This is a genomic window from Mycobacterium paraense (assembly GCF_002101815.1).
In the GTDB taxonomy this organism is placed as follows: Bacteria; Actinomycetota; Actinomycetes; order Mycobacteriales; family Mycobacteriaceae; genus Mycobacterium; species Mycobacterium paraense.
The window spans coordinates 376,590-393,375 of the sequence record NZ_LQPM01000013.1; the positions used below are offsets into that span (position 1 = coordinate 376,590).

At 68.8% G+C, this 16,786-nt stretch carries 16 protein-coding genes; 2 read left to right on the forward strand and 14 right to left on the reverse strand.

Going from position 1 to position 16,786, the window contains the following annotated elements; all coding sequences use genetic code 11:
• Window positions 1-474, reverse strand: a complete 474-nt coding sequence (locus tag AWB89_RS13845) for a winged helix-turn-helix transcriptional regulator (protein ID WP_085096448.1) — start codon at window positions 472-474, stop codon at window positions 1-3.
• 94 nt (window positions 475-568) lie between these two features.
• Between AWB89_RS13845 and AWB89_RS13850 the strand changes: the two genes are divergently transcribed.
• Entirely contained in the window at window positions 569-1,750 is a 1,182-nt protein-coding gene (locus tag AWB89_RS13850; RefSeq protein WP_085174323.1) for a thiolase family protein, read from the forward strand.
• Window positions 1,751-1,756: 6 nt separating this feature from the next.
• Here AWB89_RS13850 and AWB89_RS13855 read toward each other — a convergent pair whose 3' ends face one another.
• The 7 genes from AWB89_RS13855 to AWB89_RS27715 all read right to left on the reverse strand — a co-directional run bounded on the left by AWB89_RS13855 (window position 1,757) and on the right by AWB89_RS27715 (window position 8,212).
• The gene (locus AWB89_RS13855; protein ID WP_085095975.1) at window positions 1,757-2,143 is read right to left on the reverse strand and encodes a hypothetical protein; all 387 of its coding nucleotides are present in this window, start codon (window positions 2,141-2,143) and stop codon (window positions 1,757-1,759) included.
• A gap of 36 nt (window positions 2,144-2,179) precedes the next feature.
• Entirely contained in the window at window positions 2,180-2,512 is a 333-nt protein-coding gene (locus AWB89_RS13860; protein ID WP_085174325.1) for a DUF732 domain-containing protein, read from the reverse strand.
• A gap of 208 nt (window positions 2,513-2,720) precedes the next feature.
• Window positions 2,721-4,010: a fatty acid desaturase family protein gene (locus AWB89_RS13865; protein WP_085095979.1), complete on the reverse strand. Its 1,290-nt coding sequence runs from the start codon at window positions 4,008-4,010 to the stop codon at window positions 2,721-2,723.
• An 85-nt stretch (window positions 4,011-4,095) separates the two neighbouring features.
• Complete coding sequence (locus AWB89_RS13870) at window positions 4,096-5,241, reverse strand: ferredoxin reductase (protein WP_085174327.1); 1,146 nt, start codon at window positions 5,239-5,241, stop codon at window positions 4,096-4,098.
• A gap of 102 nt (window positions 5,242-5,343) precedes the next feature.
• On the reverse strand, window positions 5,344-5,883 hold the full coding sequence (locus AWB89_RS13875) for a DUF6912 family protein (RefSeq protein WP_085174329.1): 540 nt from the start codon (window positions 5,881-5,883) through the stop codon (window positions 5,344-5,346).
• Window positions 5,883-6,749 carry a polyphosphate kinase 2 gene (gene ppk2, locus AWB89_RS13880; protein WP_085174331.1) on the reverse strand — a complete coding sequence of 289 codons (867 nt, stop codon included), beginning with the start codon at window positions 6,747-6,749 and terminating at the stop codon, window positions 5,883-5,885. The genes AWB89_RS13875 and ppk2 overlap by 1 nt, the downstream gene beginning before the upstream one ends.
• 44 nt (window positions 6,750-6,793) lie before the next feature.
• Window positions 6,794-8,212 (reverse strand): WS/DGAT/MGAT family O-acyltransferase, encoded by a 1,419-nt coding sequence (locus tag AWB89_RS27715; RefSeq protein WP_085095990.1) that lies wholly within the window; start codon window positions 8,210-8,212, stop codon window positions 6,794-6,796.
• A gap of 150 nt (window positions 8,213-8,362) precedes the next feature.
• Here AWB89_RS27715 and AWB89_RS13890 point away from each other — a divergent pair, with 150 nt between their 5' ends.
• A complete protein-coding gene (locus AWB89_RS13890) occupies window positions 8,363-8,929 on the forward strand; it encodes an Rv3235 family protein (RefSeq protein WP_372515304.1) in 567 nt (188 codons plus the stop codon).
• Between the two features lie 22 nt (window positions 8,930-8,951).
• Here AWB89_RS13890 and AWB89_RS13895 read toward each other — a convergent pair whose 3' ends face one another.
• The 6 genes from AWB89_RS13895 to secA form a co-directional block, all read right to left on the reverse strand.
• The gene (locus tag AWB89_RS13895; RefSeq protein WP_085174333.1) at window positions 8,952-10,091 is read right to left on the reverse strand and encodes a cation:proton antiporter; all 1,140 of its coding nucleotides are present in this window, start codon (window positions 10,089-10,091) and stop codon (window positions 8,952-8,954) included.
• A gap of 4 nt (window positions 10,092-10,095) precedes the next feature.
• Window positions 10,096-10,578: a cation:proton antiporter regulatory subunit gene (locus tag AWB89_RS13900; protein WP_085096450.1), complete on the reverse strand. Its 483-nt coding sequence runs from the start codon at window positions 10,576-10,578 to the stop codon at window positions 10,096-10,098.
• Window positions 10,579-10,667: 89 nt separating this feature from the next.
• Window positions 10,668-11,432, reverse strand: a complete 765-nt coding sequence (gene mddA, locus AWB89_RS13905) for a methanethiol S-methyltransferase (RefSeq protein WP_085174335.1) — start codon at window positions 11,430-11,432, stop codon at window positions 10,668-10,670.
• Window positions 11,433-11,500: 68 nt separating this feature from the next.
• Entirely contained in the window at window positions 11,501-13,051 is a 1,551-nt protein-coding gene (locus AWB89_RS13910) for an HD domain-containing phosphohydrolase (RefSeq protein ID WP_085174338.1), read from the reverse strand.
• 33 nt (window positions 13,052-13,084) lie between these two features.
• Window positions 13,085-13,825: a hypothetical protein gene (locus tag AWB89_RS13915; protein ID WP_085174560.1), complete on the reverse strand. Its 741-nt coding sequence runs from the start codon at window positions 13,823-13,825 to the stop codon at window positions 13,085-13,087.
• A 69-nt stretch (window positions 13,826-13,894) separates the two neighbouring features.
• Complete coding sequence (gene secA, locus AWB89_RS13920) at window positions 13,895-16,735, reverse strand: preprotein translocase subunit SecA (RefSeq protein WP_085095999.1); 2,841 nt, start codon at window positions 16,733-16,735, stop codon at window positions 13,895-13,897.
• Window positions 16,736-16,786: the final 51 nt, after the last annotated feature.

Sequence of the window (16,786 nt, forward strand, 5' to 3'; positions counted from 1 at the left end):
TCAACCAGACTTAGCCAGCCGCATGCCGAGCTCGCCGGGCGGCACCAGATGCCCCTCGGTGCAACGTATTTCGACGCTGGCCTCGGCGCCACAGCCCAGGTGGGTGAGCCGCAGGCGATTGCGGCCGGGCAGATGGCGCCGGCCCCACTCGAACATCGACCAGACCACCGGCATGAAATCGACACCGGCCTCGGTGAGCACGTACTCCTCGCGGCCGCGCTGCCCGGGCTCGCGGTAGGGCCGCCGCTCCAACAGGCCGAGCTCGACGAGTTCGGCCAGCCGCGCCGAGGTGGCCGCCTTGGTGATGCCGACCCGGCGCGCGAAGTCGTCGAACCGGGTGGTGCCGTAGTAGGCCTCGCGCATGATCAGCATCGCGGACTTGGTGCCGACCACCGCCATGGTCTTTTCGATCGCGCACTCACCGACCGCCGACCACTTCTCCCGGTCCGCCAGGGCGCCCTGCAGAAATGTCATGTACATCACCTCCCGGTCTGGGTTGATTTTAGTGTACCTAGATGTTTACCTGGGTACAGCTAGTAATACCTAGCATCGGACTCAAGGAGGAGCCATGGTTCAAGGTCGCGACGCCGTCATCGTCGGTGCCGTCCGCACCCCGATCGGCAAGGGCAAGGCCACCGGCGCGCTGCACGACGTGCTGCCCGCCGACCTGCTGGCCCACAGCCTGCGCGAACTGGTGGCCCGCACCGGCGTCGACCCCGCGCAGCTCGACGACGTGATCGCCGGCGCCGTCACGCAGGTCGGCGACCAGGCCGTCAACATCGCGCGCAACGCGCTGCTCGGCGCCGGATTCCCCGAGTCGGTCCCCGGCGTCACCATCGACCGGCAGTGCGGCAGCAGCCAGCAGGCCATCAGCTTCGCCGCGCAGGGTGTCCTCGCGGGCGCCTACGACCTGGTCGTCGCGGGCGGCGTGGAGTCGATGGGCCGCGTGCCGATGGGCAGCCAGGTGTTGCCGGGCAGCAACCCGTTCGGCGGGGACATGACGCGCCGCTACCCCGACGGCCTGGTGCCGCAGGGCATCAGCGCCGAACTGATCGCCGCGAAGTGGGGCTTCTCGCGCACCCAGCTCGACGAGTTCTCCGCCGGCAGCCACGACAAGGCCGCCCGCGCCACCAAGGACGGCCTGTTCGACAACGAGCTGATCCCGATCGCCGGGCTGACCACCGACGAATTCATCCGCCCCGGCACGACGGTCGAAACGCTGGCCGGTCTGCAGCCCGCTTTCTACAGCGAGGCGATGAAAGCCCGTTTCCCGCAGATCAATTGGGAGATCACGGCCGGCAACTCATCGCCGCTGTCCGACGGCAGCGCCGCGGTGCTGATCACCACGAGCGAAACCGCGAAGAAGCTGGGCCTGCGCCCGCTGGCGCGGATCCACACCACCACCGTGGTGGGCTCGGACCCGCTCTACATGCTGACCGGTGTCATCCCGGCCACCGAGAAGGTGCTCAAGCGCGCCGGGCTGACGCTGGCCGACATCGACCTGTTCGAGGTCAACGAGGCGTTCGCGCCCGTGGTGCTGGCCTGGGCGCACGACACCGGTGCCGACCTGGCCAAGACCAACGTCAACGGCGGCGCCATCGCTATCGGACATCCGTTGGGCGCCAGCGGCGCTCGCATCATGACCACGCTGGTCAACGCTTTGGAGCAGCGCGGCGGCCGGTACGGGCTGCAGACCATGTGCGAGGGCGGCGGCATGGCCAACGCGACGATCATCGAACGCCTCGGGTAGGCGCCGCTACGTGATCGGCTGGTCGAAATCGACCCACACGTATTTCAGGTTGGTGGAATCAACCTGAACCGCGACGGTGCCACCATGGGGGTCGATCCGATACAACGCTGGCACCGGGATCTCCTGGGTTGCGGTGGCGTCATACGGTTTGTGGCCGGGGATTGTCACGCTCAGCCGAATCGAGCGAATCGGCGGAACTTTGGAATCCAGCGGCGGGTGGGCGCGCCCCTGGCGAGTCACAAACAGAATCCGCCCCGTTCCAAAGAGCGGCGGCCCCGCGAATCTGGGAGGGCCTCCGTATTTCTTGCGACGTCTCAGGTAGAGGAACACGAAGAACGCGATCCAGCCCAGCACGATCAGCAACGTCAGGGGCAGCCCGATCGTGTTCCCCACCTCCGTCTTTAGCCCAGCCGAGGCGGCAGTGGGTGCTCAGTCAAACTTGCTGGAGTACTGCGGGCAGTACACGCCCGTCGACGCACCCATGATCTTCGCGAGCGAGGTGTCGGCTAACTGCGGCATCCCCGACTTCGCGTCGGCGAGCGTTTGCTCGAACGTCATCCCCTTGGACCAGTCGGTGCAGACCGCGTGCCCGATCTGAACCATCGTCTGGTCCCCGCCGCTCGGCCAGGTGATGCCCTTGTCCTTGAGCGTCTGCAGGTAGGCGTCATCAGCCGAATCGGCGTTCGCGAGCGGGGCGGCGGCGACGGCGAGGCCCCCCAGGACGGCAGCGAGCGAACAGGTCAGTCGTGCGGGCTTCTTCATCGTTGACTCCTCGGTGTGGACTACGGATCTCCAAGCCCCCCCGCCGCTCACGCGACTGCAGTTAGATTAGCTGGATCCTGCCAGCTAGCAAATCGGGATCATGGCACCGTGGCCGGCACGCCGGCGGTGTCACCCAACGCCGAACGTGCACTCATGGCGAGAAATCATCCGAAATTTCGCCGTGAGTGCACGCTCGGTGCGGAAAATGTCAGGCGGCCAGGTCGCCGGAGCGCCCCTGTGCCCCTTGCTTTTTGGCGCGCCTGGTGCGCCGCCACACCCGCACGGTGGCGATGGCGGTCTTGAGGCCGCGCCGGCGGCCGGTCGCCGGATCGGTGCCCGCGAAACCGGGCTCCAACTCGGCGAACATCCGCTCGCTGCGGGTCTCGGGCGCGTTGTCGGCGTCGTCGCGCAGGTACTTGTTCGGCAACGACAGCTTGGCCAGCGTGCGCCACGTCTTGGCGTACTGCAGCAGGAAAGACCCGGTGGTGTAGGGCAAGTCGTACTTGTCGCAGAGCGCGCGCACCCGCACCGAGATCTCGTGCAGCCGGTTGCTCGGCAGATCGGGGTAGAGGTGGTGCTCGATCTGGTGGCACAGGTTGCCGCTCATGAACCGCAGCGCGGGGCCGGCCTCGAAGTTGGCGCTGCCCAGCATCTGGCGCAGATACCACTGACCCTTGGTCTCACCGATCATGTCGGTCTTGGTGAATTTCTCTGCGCCGTCGGGGAAATGGCCGCAGAAGATGACGGCGTTGGCCCACACGTTGCGGATCACGTTGGCGGTCGCGTTCGCCGTCAGCGTGGAGCGGTAGGTCGCGCCGGGCGACAGGGCCGTCAGCGCCGGGAACGCGACGTAGTCCTTGACCACCTGACGGCCCGCCTTGGCCAGGAACTCGTCGACGCGCTGGCGGGCTTCCTCGTTGTCCATCCGCTTCTTGGCGATCTTGCCGAGTTCCACATGCTGCAGGCCCACGCCCCACTCGAAGAGCAGCGCGAGCATCGTGTTGTAGAAGAGGTTGAGGATGTTGAAGCGCTTCCAGCGCTGGTCACGGGTGACGCGCAGCAGGCCGTAGCCGACGTCGTCGTCCATCCCCAGGATGTTGGTGTACTTGTGGTGCACGAAGTTGTGGGTGTAGCGCCAGTGCTTGGACGACCCGCTCATGTCCCACTCCCACGTCGAGGAGTGAATCTCGGGGTCGTTCATCCAGTCCCACTGGCCGTGCATGACGTTGTGGCCGATCTCCATGTTCTCGACGATCTTGGCCACGGCCAACGTGACGGTCCCCGCCCACCAGGCCGAGCGGCGCGAACTGGCGGTCAGCAGCAGCCGGCCGGCCACCTCGAGCGCGCGCTGTGCGGCGATGGTGCGGCGGATGTAGCGGGCGTCTTTCGCCCCGCGTGAGTCCTCGATGTCCTGGCGGATGGCGTCCAGCTCAACGGCCAGGCTCTCGATGTCGGCGTCCGTCAGATGGGCGAATACGTCGACGTCGGTGATCGCCATCGTCTTCTTCTCCCTGCTGTCGTTGTCCGGTTACTTACCTACGTTATCGTAACCTACGAATGCGTAGGTTACCTGTGAGTAGCCTTTAGATGTCGAGCGTGCAATCGCCCGAGGCGGCCGACACGCAGGTCTGAATCCGCGTCCCGGGATCGTGCTCGGCGCCGGTTCTCAGGTCGCGGACGTGGCCGTCCACGAGGCTGACGACGCAGGACTGGCAGATGCCCATCCGGCACCCGAAAGGCATCTGCACACCGGCGCCTTCCCCGGCGTCCATCAACGAGGTCGCCGCGTCCGCCTCGACCGTGCGTCCGCTGCGGGCGAAGGTGACCGCCCCGCCCGCCCCGGCGGGCGCCGCCTTGGACACCGCGAACCGTTCCAAGTGCAGCCGATCGCCGACGCCCGCCGCCGACCACACCTTCTGGGCCTGGGCGAGCATGCCCTCCGGCCCGCACGCCCACGTCTGACGTTCCTGCCAGTCCGGCACCTCGTGGTCCAGCGTAGCGAGGTCGAGCCGACCCTGCCTGCGGGTCTCGCGCACAGCCAGGCGATAGCCCGGCTGGTTGGCGGCCAGCGCCGCCAGCTCGGCGCGGAACATCACGTCGGCCTCGGTGGGCGCGGAATGCAGGTGCGTGATGTCACCAATCTGGTTGCGGCGCACCAAGGTTCGCAGCATCGACATCACCGGGGTGATCCCCGACCCGGCGGTCAGAAACAGGATCGACGGGGGCGCCGGATCGGGCAGGACGAAGTTGCCCTGCGGCGCGGCCAGCCGCACGATGGTTCCCGGCTCGACGCCGGCCACCAGGTGGCTGGACAGGAACCCTTCGGGCATCGCCTTCACGGTGATCGTCACGGTGCGCGGCGCGCCGGAGGTTTCGGCCGGGCTCGACGTCAGCGAGTAGGACCGCCAGCGCCAGCGCCCGTCCACCAGCAGCCCGATGCCGATGTACTGGCCCGGCTGGTAATCGAAGCTGAACCCCCAGCCCGGTTTGATCACCAGGGTCGCCGAATCCTCGGTCTCCCGGCGCACCTCGAGGATGCGGCCCCGCAGTTCGCGCGCGGACCACAGCGGGTTGGCCAGGTGGAGGTAGTCGTCGGGCAGCAGCGGCGTGGTGATGCGCGCGGCCAGTTTGCGCAGCGCGTGCCAGCCGGGATGCCGGTCGGCGCCGGCGACTACCGGGCGCTTCGTGTCGACGACATTGGCGCTGACCGGTGCGTACCGTTTGCTCATACAAAACTCCTGCTCACGACGCCCCTGACAAACCCTACGGTACCGTAACTTACGGTGGCGTATCCAGGGCCGCTGGCGGCGACTGCGTCACAGTCGACGGCTTCACAGCAGCTCGAGCAGGAACGGCAGCTCCTGGTTCGCGTACCAGGCGAGGTCGTGGTCCTGGGCGTCACCGACGACCAATTCGGCGTCCTCGTCGCCCAGATCGGCGGCGTCGATCACCTCGATCGCCTTGGTCACGTCCGGCTCCGCCTCGGCATTGTCGACGTAAGCCGCCACCACCTGATCGATCGTGACGGGGGCGCCCAGCCTGACGACGGCGTCGTCGAGGTCGGGGCGGTACTTGGCCCCGGACTCGCCCACCTCGACCTCGGCGGCCAGCACCGCGCGCCGCGGCGGCAGACCGGCCTGCCCTTCGGACCCCTCCGACGCGCGGTCCGCGTGGGATGCCAGCAGCCGCAGCGACGCCAGCGCCGCCTCGCGCAGCGCCACGTCGGCGAGCTCGTCGTCGTCGCCCTCCGCGTAGGCCTCGCGCAACGTCGGCGTGACCGCGAACGCGGTGCCGTTGACCGGCCACAGCGAGCCGTCGGTGACCAGCTGCTGCAACATCGCGAGGGTGGCCGGTATGTAGACCTGGATCATCACGTTCCGATCAGGGTGGCCGCGTAGTCGTCGACGTACCTCGACAGCTCACGCGGCGGGCGCTGGTAGGTCCCGCTCACCACCGGATGTTTGGGCAGTTTCACCTTGGGCCGCTCCACGTCGTGATACTCGATCGTGGACAGCAGGTGGGCCATCATGTTCAACCGCGCATGCTTCTTGATGTCGGATTCCACGACGTACCAAGGGCTTACCGGGGTGTCGGTGTGAACCATCATCTCGTCCTTGGCGCGCGAATAGTCCTCCCACCGGTACAGCGATTCCATGTCCATCGGGCTGAGTTTCCATTGGCGGACAGGGTCGTTCAGCCGCGCCCGGAACCGGCGCAGCTGCTCGGCCTCGGACACGGAGAACCAGTACTTGCGCAACAGGATCCCGTCGTCGATGAGCATCTGCTCGAAGATCGGCGTCTGCCGCAGGAACAACACATACTCCTGCGCCGTGCAGAACCCCATCACCCGTTCCACGCCGGCCCGGTTGTACCACGACCGATCGAAGAGCACGATCTCGCCCTTGGCGGGAAGGTGGGCGATGTAGCGCTGGTAGTACCACTGGCCGCGTTCGCGATCGCTCGGCGCGGGCAACGCCACGATGCGGGCGACCCGCGGATTGAGGTATTCGGTGATCCGTTTGATCGTTCCGCCCTTGCCCGCCCCGTCGCGGCCCTCGAAGATGACCACCAGACGCCCGCCGGTATACCGCAGCCATTCTTGCAGCTTCACGAATTCCGTTTGCAGTCTGAACAATTCGTCTTCGTAGACGGCATTGGAGAGTTTATGCGCGTGCGGCGCGGGCGAGTTTTCTTCGCTCGCCTTGCCCGACGCGCCGTCATTTGTCGCGGTGCTCACAATAACGAATCATAGATCCGGCCAGCGATTTTCACCCCTGCTAACTAGCGGGAAGCTTCCAGAAGTTCGTCGAGGGATTGCTTCAACAGGCCGGGCAGCAGATCGACATCGCTCATCGCATCGCGGTCGGCGTTGATTCCGAAATACAGCATGCCGTTGTAGGACGTCACACTGATCGCCAGGGCCTGATTTTGCAGCAGCGGCGGCACGGCGTAGGTCTCCAGCAGTTTCGTGCCGGCGATGTACATCTGCGACTGGGCGCCCGGCGCATTGGTGATCAGCAGGTTGAACGTGAGCTTGGAAAAGCTCGGGAAGTTGGTGGCGACCCGGATCCCCATGGCGTGCAGGGTGGGCGGCGCGAAGCCCGAGAGGGTGACGATGGTGCGCGCGTCCACCAGGCTGGCCGAGTTCGCGTTCGATTCGGTGGCGTGGGCGATCTGCGACAGCCGCACCACGGGATTCGCCTCCCCCACCGGCAGATCGACGAGAAAGGGCGTGACCTGACTGATCGTTTGGCCGGGCCCCGTCGAGTCGAGGTGGTCGTCGGCATACACGGAGAGCGGCGCCATCGCGCGGATGGTCGCCGTGGGTGACACCGCCATGCCGCGCGACAGCATCCAGTTGCCCAGCGCGCCGGCGATGACGGCGAGCACCACGTCGTTGATGTCGCAGTCGTAGCGCGCGCGGACGACGCGGTAGTCCTCGAGGCTGCCCCGAGCGACCGTGAACCGGCGATTCCGCGAGACGGTCGCGTTGAGGGGGCTGCTGGGTGGGTTGCCCCGCGCCACCGCGCGGGCGATGTCGGCGACGCGGCGGCCGGCGTCGAGCAGCTCGCCGTAGTTCGTCACCAGACCGGCCACCGCCGAGCTGACGGCCTGCAGCTGCGTGCTCGGCCCGGCGAGCCAGTCGCCGATGGCGCCCAGGACCAAGCGGGTGTTGCCGGGGTCGCGTTCCGGTATCCAGATGTCTTCGGGAAAGGGCGGGGGCCGTCGCGTCCGGTCGGCGATGACGTGGCCGATTTCCAGCGCGCTCATGCCGTTGATCAGGGCCTGGTGGGACTTGGTGTAGAGCGCGACCCGGTTTTTCGCCAGGCCCTCGACCAGGTACATCTCCCACAGCGGCCGCGACTTGTCCAGCGGCCGGGCGGCCAGCCGTCCGACCAGCTCGTGCAGCTGCTCGTCGCTGCCCGGCGACGGCAGCGCCGAGCGCCGCACGTGGTAGGTGATGTCGAAGTCGTTGTCGTCGAGCCACACCGGACGGGCCCCGGCGACACCCACCTCCCGAACCTTCTGCCGGTAGCGCGGTATCTGGGGCAGGCGCTGCTCCACGGTGGCCAACAGCGTCTCGTAGCTCAACCCGGCCCGGGGGCGCTGCAGGATGGACAGCGATCCCACGTACATCGGGGTGGCCGTGTTCTCCAGCCGGTAAAAGGATGCGTCCGCCGGGGACAACCGGGCCACCATTACGGCCCTGTCCTACTTGTCAATTCGTCCTCGGTTCGCTGGGTGAACGGGTGTACCCGCCCACGGTAATCGTCCGGCCCGCCGGAAGCTCGGCGCGGGTGCTCGTTGGCCGGATCGGCGCGAAAACGCGCCGGCGCGACCTGTGCCATGATGACCACTGACCAACGTGTCTGCCACTCTCCAGCAGGCGCTCGTGCGACCTTTCGGCTTGGAGAGTGCCCGTTGACCGTTTTCGCCGTGACCCCCGTCGTGGACTACGAGCCGCCGCGCCGGGACGTGCCCCAGTGCCGGCCGTCATCCCACGCACCGCCGCGCCGCCGTGCGGCCGCGCCCCGCCGGGCGTGCACCGGACCGGCGGCGCCGATCGCACCCGTCGCGTCCGCGCCGATGCGCCAGGCGGCCGCCTTCGCCGACGCCGCCCTGCGCCGGGTGCTCGAAGTCATCGACCGCCGCCGCCCCGCCGCCCAGCTGCGGCCCATGCTGGCGCCCGGCCTGGTGGACTCCGTCCTGTCGATCGGCCGCGGGCGCGGCGGCGCGGCGGTGCTGCGCCGGACCCGGCTGCAGCCCGCCGGGCACCGCAGCTTGGAGTCCGCGGCGGAGGTGTTCGGGACCTACAGCCGCGGGCAGAGGATCCACGCCATCGCCTGCCGGGTGGAGCAGCTGCCCACCGGCGCCGGCAGCGCCCGATGGCTGGTGGTGGCGCTGCACATCGGCTAGGCACATCGGCTAGGCACATCGGCTAGGCCGGGCGCGGGCCTCCCGCGTAGCGGGCCAGCACCGGGCCCGCGATCGCCATGACGAACACGTACGACGTCGCCAGCGCCGCGACCCCGGGGATCGAGGTGCCGACCAACCCGATGATGATCAACGAAAACTCGCCCCTGGCGATCAGAGCGGCGCCCGCGCGCAGCTGACCGCGCCGGGCCACCCCGTCGCGCCGGGCGGCGAGCATCCCGGTGGCCACCTTCGTCGCGGCGGTGACGACGGCCAGCGCCAGCGCCACCGGCAGCATCGGAAGCAGCTCGTGCGGGTCGACCGAGAGGCCGATCGCCAGGAAGAAGATGGCGGCGAACAGGTCGCGCAGCGGGCCCAGCACCTGACGCGCCCGGTCCGCCGTCGCACCGGTCAACGTCAGTCCCACCAGGAACGCGCCGACGGCGGCCGAGGCGTGCAGGACCTCCGCCACCGCCGCCACCATCAGCGTGATCCCCAGGACCCGCAGCAGCAGTTGCTCGGAATCGGGGTGCTCGACCAGCCGCCCGAAGTGGTGGCCCCAGCGGTAGGACGCGGCGAACGCGACCAGCAGCGCGCCGACGGCGGCCGCCATCCCCGCGACGGCGTGCAGCCAGCCGCCGCCCGAGGCCAGGACCGCGAACAGCGGCAGGTAGGCCGCCATCGCGAAGTCCTCGAGCACCAGCACCGACAGCACGGCCGGCGTTTCCCGGTTGCCCAGCCGGCCCAGGTCCTGCACCAGGCGCGCGATGACGCCCGACGAGGAGATGTAGGTGACCCCGGCCAGGGCCAGGATGGCCACCCCGTCCAGACCCAACAGCCAGCCGGCCACCGCGCCGGGGGTCGCGTTGAGGACGAGGTCGACACCGGCCGACGGCAGGTGGTGGCGCAGGCTGGCGGCGAATTCGGTCGCCGAGAATTCCAGGCCGAGGGTCAGCAGCAGCAGGACGATGCCGATCGGCGCCGCCGTCTCGATGAACTCGCCCGCCGCGGCGACCGGCAGCAGCCCGCCCTTGCCCAGCGAGAGGCCCGCCAGCAGGTACACCGGTATCGGGGACAACGCGAAACGCCTTGCGGCGGCGCCCAATACGGCCAACGTGGCCAGGAGGGCGCCGAGTTGGAACAGCAGCGCCCCCGAAACCTGCATCGGCTCAGCCCTTATCGATGATCTGCTCGACACCGGCGATGCCGTCTTCGGTGCCGATCACGATCAGAACGTCTCGCGCGTGCAGCATTTCGGCCGGGCCGGGCGAGGCGAGCACTTCCTCGTCGCGCACGATCGCGACGATCGACGCGCCGGTGCGGGTGCGGGCCCGGGTGTCGCCGAGCGGGTGGCCCACGAAGGGGCTGCCGGCGACGATGTGAACCTGGCCCGTCTCGAGCCCGGTCACCTCCCGGGAAAGCTCGGTGAACCGCTCGGCGATGCGCGGGGCGCCCAGGATCTGGGCCACCGCCTCGGCCTCGTCGTCGGTCAGGTGGAAGACCGGCCGGGCCTGGTCGGGATCCTCCGGCCCGTACAGGACGACGTCGAAGTCGCCGCCGCGGCGTGCGACGATCCCGATGCGCTCACCGTTGTGGCTGGTGAATTCATAGCGGAGACCGACGCCCGGCAGCAACACCTCCTTGACATCCATACCGTCCATGCTTACCAGGCGGCCGGCGCGAGTGTGTCAGGTCGTCGCGCTGCCGGCCGGTGCCGCCGAGCACCGGCCGTCCTCGAGGGTCAGTGCTGGCCCACCGCCTCAGCCGATTTCCGTTGCGGCAGGCGCGTTTTCGGCACCAGCATCGGCACATTGCGCTGATAATCGCGGTACTGATCGCCGAGCGCCGCGACCAGACTGCGTTCCTCGATCTGCAGCGCGATCAGGATGTAGGCCGTGATGGCGATCGAGAAGAGCAGGTGCCCGGCCGTCATCGTGGGTGCCGCCCAGAACGCGATCAGAAATCCCAGCATCAGCGGATGGCGCACCAGGCGGTAGAACAGGTGGGTGCGGAAACCGAGCTCGGTGTAGGGCTTTCCGCGCCACGCCAGAAAGACGTGCCGCAACCCGAACAGGTCGAAGTGGTTGATCATGAAGGTCGCCGCGAACGCGATCGCCCACCCCAGCCAGAACAAGGCCCATATCGCCACCCGCCCCACCGGCTGCCGGACATCCCAGATGACGGCCGGCATGTCTCGCCATTGCCAGTAGAGCAGCACCAGCACGGCGCTGGACAGCACCACGTAGGTGCTGCGCTCTATCGACGGCGGCACGACCCGTGTCCACCACGCCTTGAACGACTTCCGCGCCATGACGCTGTGCTGGACGCCGAACGCCCCGACCAACAACACGTTGACGAGCACCGCCTGCCAAATGGGCGCGGGGAGCCCGTGATCGACGGTCCGTGGGACCAGCAAGTTGCCCACGAAACCGACGAGATACAAGAAGGCGGCGACGAACAGCAGGTACGCGGCCGCGCCGTAACCAATGATCAAGTAGCGCTTCATGACCCAAGTGTCGACCGCGTGGGTGGGCCGGCACATGAGTCGTTTGCCTCATCTTTCGCCCGGGGCCCCTAGTTATTTTTGACTAGCCCGTGCCGAAGCGCGTACATGCTGGCGCCGATGCGATTGGACACGCCGATTTTGGCGTAGGTGCGTTCCACGTGGTTGCGGGCGGTCTTTTCGCTGATCACCAGCGACGCCGCGATCTCCCTGTTGGAGGCGCCACGGGCGACCAGGCACAGCACCTCGATCTCGCGCGGGGTCAGTCCGCCGGGCCGCAGCTTCGGCCGCTCGGCCGGCTGGCCCGCGGCGTGCAGCACCGCCTCGACCGCGACGGGATCGAGCTCGCCGGCGCTCACCCGCTCGCGCAGCCGCCGCGCCGCGCCCCCGGCCCCGAGCTCGTCGCGGTATGGCCTTGGCTCGCAAGCGGATTGGTAGTCGACGGCGGCGGCCAAAATTCGGTCCGGCAGGCCCAACCCGGGCCCGGCGAGGCCCCGGGGGTATCCCGACCCGTCCAGGCATTCGTGGTGATTGCCGGCGACTTCCGCCAGCCGCGCCAAGCTACGGACCTGGTTGAGGATTCGCACGGTGAGGTAGGGATGCAGCCGGACCCGCTCGAACTCGGCCGCCGTCAGCGCTGCCTGCTTGGACCAGACTCGGTTCGACACACCGATGCGGCCCAAGTCGTGAACGTGACCGGCCCGCCGCGCGAGTGCCGCGTCGTCGGCGTCGACACCGGCGGCCCGGGCGGCGTCACCGGCGAGCCGCGCCACCGCGCGGGAGTGCCCGAGCGTGAAGGGGCACTTGAGGTCCACGAAGTCGCCCAACGCGACCAGGAGCGCGTCCAGCGCCGGCTCATCGAGCCGCTGATCGCGGTCGGGCGCCTCGCGCAACGCCGCCGCCCAGGCGTCGCCGGCCGGCGGGCCGGCCAGGATCTCCTCCGCGTGCCGGGTAAAAGCGTCGACCACCTGCGGGTCGAACTGGCCGCCGCGGCGGCTGTGGGCCATGGCCACCGCGCCGTCGGCGCCGTACGCGCGGTGGTGGACCTCGACCATGTCCGCGAGCTGGGCCACCCGCATCTGTACCGGGATCTCGTCCCCCCGCGCGCCGGACGGCAGCCCGCCGCCGTCGTAGCGCTCGAAGGCGAACGCGAGCGAGGCCTGCACGTCGGGGCCGAGGCCGATGCGGTCGGCCAGCAGCGCCGCGGAGGTGCAATGCGAGTGGATCAACCGGGACAGCTGGCCGCGCGCGTTGACGAACAGCGTCGCCATCATCGTCAGTCGCTGGGCGAGGGGCTGACCGCGCCCGACGTTGCCGGCGAGGAACCTCAGGTACGGCAGCCCCGACCAGTCGACGAGGTAGGAGTCGTGGCGCACGGCGATGTCGTCGCCGAACCACCGCGCGTATTCGTGCGAGTCGGCGTGACAGCCGATCCACATGATCAACGTCGTGTAATAGACGCAATCGCGTTGCGCCGTGGACAGTCCCAGCCGATCGGCCAGCCGGGTCGCGATCATCGCGGACCGGAGCATGTGCTCGGCGGGCTGCCCCAGGCCGAGGTCGATCGCCACCGACAGCGCCGCGAGCAGCTCCGCCCGGGTCGGCGGTTCGGGCTCCGACATGGGCCTCATTGTGCCCAGCTCACCGGCCCGCAGTCACCCGATTGGGACGGTGCGCCCCACGGCGAGATGCCGGCCGGCGTCGAACGTTTCGAAACGCCCAGCGCCCACCACGAACAAGCCGCGTTGCGGCGGCCGGAAGCCCGCCAGCCGGGGTTGCCGCGGCAACGGCACGACCGGTCCGAGGTCCGCGTCGCGCAGGACGGCGCGAGAGTGCGTCACCGCCCACAACTGCGCGGGGGCGATCATGAACCGCTGGCCGTTGGGCGCCGTTCCCGATAGCCGCACCCGACCGGCGCGCAGCGTCGGACCGGCGGCCCGGCCCAGGACGGCCAGCACGGTCGGGTTTCGCCATGCGCGCCCCGGCAGTCGCGTCCCGACGGCGGTCATCAGCCGCGTTGCGGGCGTGGCGCCGAGGTCGACGCGCCAGGCCAGCAACCCGGGGATCTCGATCGACACCGACCACGGGGTGACCCAGGCGACGTCGATGTCGCACTGGACCGCGTCGTTGGCGCTCGCCGAGCTGAAGAAGCGGGCGCAGCTCTGCGGGCCCGGCGTGGTCGCGTAGAAGGTCCACGCCCCGTCCGGGTCGCGGTGCCACACCGACCGGTAACCGGGCGAGAACGAGGTGGCCGGAAAGTCGCGCAACGCCAGGTAATGCCCGCTGGCGAACGGGAGGCCCATGACGCCGAAACCGACGAATCGTTCGTCGTCGCCGGCGGGCAGGGTGGGATCTCGCAGGACGGCAGTCGCCGCGTCCAAGGGAGTTTTGCTCATCCCGGAATGCTGCGCGCCCGCGCCGGGCGGGCGCATGGGGCGTCTGCCTCAAATCGGGGTGGGAAGGCCTTACCGCCGCTTGACCGACTTCGGCGGCTTGGCGCCGCGACCCTGCCGCCGCGCCGCCTCGCGACGCTCGCGGCGGCTGGCACCCCCGGGCACGCCGGCCGGCGTCTTCTGCGCGCCGCCGCCGTTGCGTTGCACCTGCGCCGAACCGTCCTCCGCCGGGCCCGAATACGTCAGCGCGGGCGCGTCGTTGTCAATGCCCTTGGCGCGCAACGTGCTTGGGGCTTCCTCGCGCGGCGCGGCGGCCGGTTCGGCTTCGCCGTCCGGCTGCCCGCCGGCGGCGGTTCCCAGCTCCGCGAGCCCCTCCGGCGTCGCCTGTGGGGCGACCTGCGGGGCGGGCACCGCCTCCACGGTGACGTTGAACAAAAAGCCGACCGACTCCTCCTTCATGCCGTCGAGCATGGCCATGAACATGTCGTAGCCCTCGCGCTGGTACTCGACCAGCGGGTCGCGCTGCGCCATCGCGCGCAGCCCGATGCCCTCCTTGAGGTAGTCCATCTCGTAGAGGTGCTCGCGCCACTTGCGGTCGATGACGTTGAGCAGCACGTTGCGTTCCAGCTGGCGCATCGCGCCCTCGCCGGCGATCTCCTCGAGCTCGGCTTCCCTCACGCCATAGGCGCGTTCGGCGTCCTTGAGCAACGCGTCGAGCAGCTCTTCGCGGGTGAGGTCGTCACGGTCGGAGTCCGCCCCCGGATGCAGCAGGCTTTCGTGGCTGATCCCCACCGGGTACAGCGTCTTGAGCGCCGCCCACAGCGCCTCCAAGTCCCAGTCCTCGGCGTAGCCCTCGACCGTCGCGCCGTCGACGTAGGCGGTGACCACGTCGCGGACCATGTCGAGGGCCTGCTCCTTGAGGTTCTCGCCCTCGAGGATGCGGCGGCGCTCGGCGTAGATCACCTTGCGCTGCTGGTTCATCACCTCGTCGTACTTGAGGACGTTCTTTCTGACCTCGAAGTTCTGCTGCTCGACCTGGGTCTGGGCGCTCTTGATGGCGCGGGTCACCATCTTGTTCTCGATCGGCACGTCGTCGGGCAGGTTCAGCCGGTTGAGCATCGCCTCCAGCGCGGCGCCGTTGAAGCGGCGCATCAGCTCGTCGCTCAGCGACAGGTAGAAGCGCGACTCGCCCGGGTCGCCCTGCCGGCCGGAGCGGCCGCGCAGCTGGTTGTCGATGCGCCGCGACTCGTGGCGTTCGGTGCCCAGCACGTACAGGCCGCCGGCCTCGATCACCTCGGCGGCCTCCTTGCCGGCCTCCTCCTTGACCAGGGCCAGCTCCTCGTGCCAGGCCGTCTCGTACTCCTCGGGCGTCTCCACCGGGTCCAGGCCGCGTTCGCGCAGCCGCTGGTCGGTGAGGAAGTCGACGTTGCCGCCCAGCACGATGTCGGTGCCGCGGCCGGCCATGTTGGTGGCGACGGTGATGCCGCCGCGGCGGCCCGCCACCGCGATGATGCCCGCCTCCTGCTCGTGGTACTTGGCGTTGAGCACGTTGTGCGGGATGCGGCGCTTCTGGAACTGCCGCGACAGGTACTCCGAGCGCTCCACGCTGGTGGTGCCGATCAGGACCGGCTGGCCCTTCTCGTAGCGCTCGGAGACGTCGTCGACCACCGCGATGTACTTGGCTTCCTCGGTCTTGTAGATGAGGTCGGACTGATCGGTGCGGACCATCGGCTTGTTCGTGGGGATGGACACCACGCCCAGCTTGTAGATCTCGTGCAGCTCGGCCGCCTCGGTCTGGGCGGTGCCGGTCATGCCGGCGAGCTTGTCGTAGAGCCGGAAGTAGTTCTGCAGCGTGATGGTGGCCAGCGTCTGGTTCTCGGCCTTGATCTCGACGTGCTCCTTGGCCTCGATGGCCTGGTGCATGCCCTCGTTGTAGCGGCGGCCGATCAGCACGCGGCCGGTGAACTCGTCGACGATGAGCACTTCGCCGTCGCGGACGATGTAGTCCTTGTCGCGGGTGAACAGCTCCTTGGCCTTCAGCGCGTTGTTGAGGTAGCTGACCAGCGGCGAGTTGGCGGCCTCGTAGAGGTTGTCGATGCCGAGCTGGTCCTCGACGAACTCCACGCCCTTTTCGTGCACGCCGACGGTGCGCTTGCGCAGGTCGACCTCGTAGTGGATGTCCTTTTGCATCAGCGGCGCCAGCCGGGCGAACTCCAGGTACCAGTTCGACGCGCCGTCGGCGGGGCCGGAGATGATCAGCGGGGTGCGGGCCTCGTCGATCAGGATCGAGTCGACCTCGTCGACGATGGCGTAGGTGTGCCCGCGCTGCACCAGGTCGTCGAGCGAGTGGGCCATGTTGTCGCGCAGGTAGTCGAAGCCGAACTCGTTGTTGGTCCCGTAGGTGATGTCGGCGTTGTAGGCGACGCGCCGCTCGTCGGGCGTCATCTGCGCCAGGATGACCCCGACCTGCAGGCCCAGGAAGCGGTGCACGCGGCCCATCCACTCGCTGTCGCGCTTGGCCAGGTAGTCGTTGACGGTGACGATGTGCACGCCCTTGCCGGCCAGCGCGTTGAGGTAGGCCGGCAGCACGCAGGTCAGGGTCTTGCCCTCACCGGTCTTCATCTCGGCGACGTTGCCCAGGTGCAACGCGGCCGCGCCCATCACCTGGACGTCGAACGGGCGCTGGTCCAGCACCCGCCACGCGGCCTCGCGGGCCACGGCGAACGCCTCGGGCAGCAGGTCGTCGAGGGTTTCGCCCTCGTCGAGGCGCTTGCGGAACTCGTCGGTCTTGGCCCTCAGCTCCGCGTCGGTGAGCTTCTCGACGTCGTCGGACAACGTGTTGACGTAGTCGGCGACCCGCTTGAGGCGCTTGACCATGCGACCTTCACCCAGGCGCAGCAACTTATCCAGCACGGTGTTGTCCCCTTTGGGGTAATCCCCTATTGATAGGAGTCTTCTTCTTCG

Excerpts from the sequence above, each read along its gene's own strand:
- AWB89_RS13875 (WP_085174329.1), bottom strand. The coding sequence starts at position 5,883 with ATGATCCAGGTCTACATACCGGCCACCCTCGCGATGTTGCAGCAGCTG.
- mddA (WP_085174335.1), bottom strand. The coding sequence starts at position 11,432 with ATGAAGCGCTACTTGATCATTGGTTACGGCGCGGCCGCGTACCTGCTG.
- AWB89_RS13910 (WP_085174338.1), bottom strand. The coding sequence starts at position 13,051 with ATGTCGGAGCCCGAACCGCCGACCCGGGCGGAGCTGCTCGCGGCGCTG.
- AWB89_RS13915 (WP_085174560.1), bottom strand. The coding sequence starts at position 13,825 with ATGAGCAAAACTCCCTTGGACGCGGCGACTGCCGTCCTGCGAGATCCC.
- AWB89_RS27715 (WP_085095990.1), bottom strand. The coding sequence starts at position 8,212 with ATGGTGGCCCGGTTGTCCCCGGCGGACGCATCCTTTTACCGGCTGGAG.
- AWB89_RS13845 (WP_085096448.1), bottom strand. The coding sequence starts at position 474 with ATGACATTTCTGCAGGGCGCCCTGGCGGACCGGGAGAAGTGGTCGGCG.
- AWB89_RS13850 (WP_085174323.1), top strand. The coding sequence starts at position 569 with ATGGTTCAAGGTCGCGACGCCGTCATCGTCGGTGCCGTCCGCACCCCG.
- AWB89_RS13865 (WP_085095979.1), bottom strand. The coding sequence starts at position 4,010 with ATGGCGATCACCGACGTCGACGTATTCGCCCATCTGACGGACGCCGAC.
- AWB89_RS13900 (WP_085096450.1), bottom strand. The coding sequence starts at position 10,578 with ATGGATGTCAAGGAGGTGTTGCTGCCGGGCGTCGGTCTCCGCTATGAA.
- AWB89_RS13860 (WP_085174325.1), bottom strand. The coding sequence starts at position 2,512 with ATGAAGAAGCCCGCACGACTGACCTGTTCGCTCGCTGCCGTCCTGGGG.
- AWB89_RS13895 (WP_085174333.1), bottom strand. The coding sequence starts at position 10,091 with ATGCAGGTTTCGGGGGCGCTGCTGTTCCAACTCGGCGCCCTCCTGGCC.
- AWB89_RS13870 (WP_085174327.1), bottom strand. The coding sequence starts at position 5,241 with ATGAGCAAACGGTACGCACCGGTCAGCGCCAATGTCGTCGACACGAAG.
- AWB89_RS13890 (WP_372515304.1), top strand. The coding sequence starts at position 8,363 with ATGACCACTGACCAACGTGTCTGCCACTCTCCAGCAGGCGCTCGTGCG.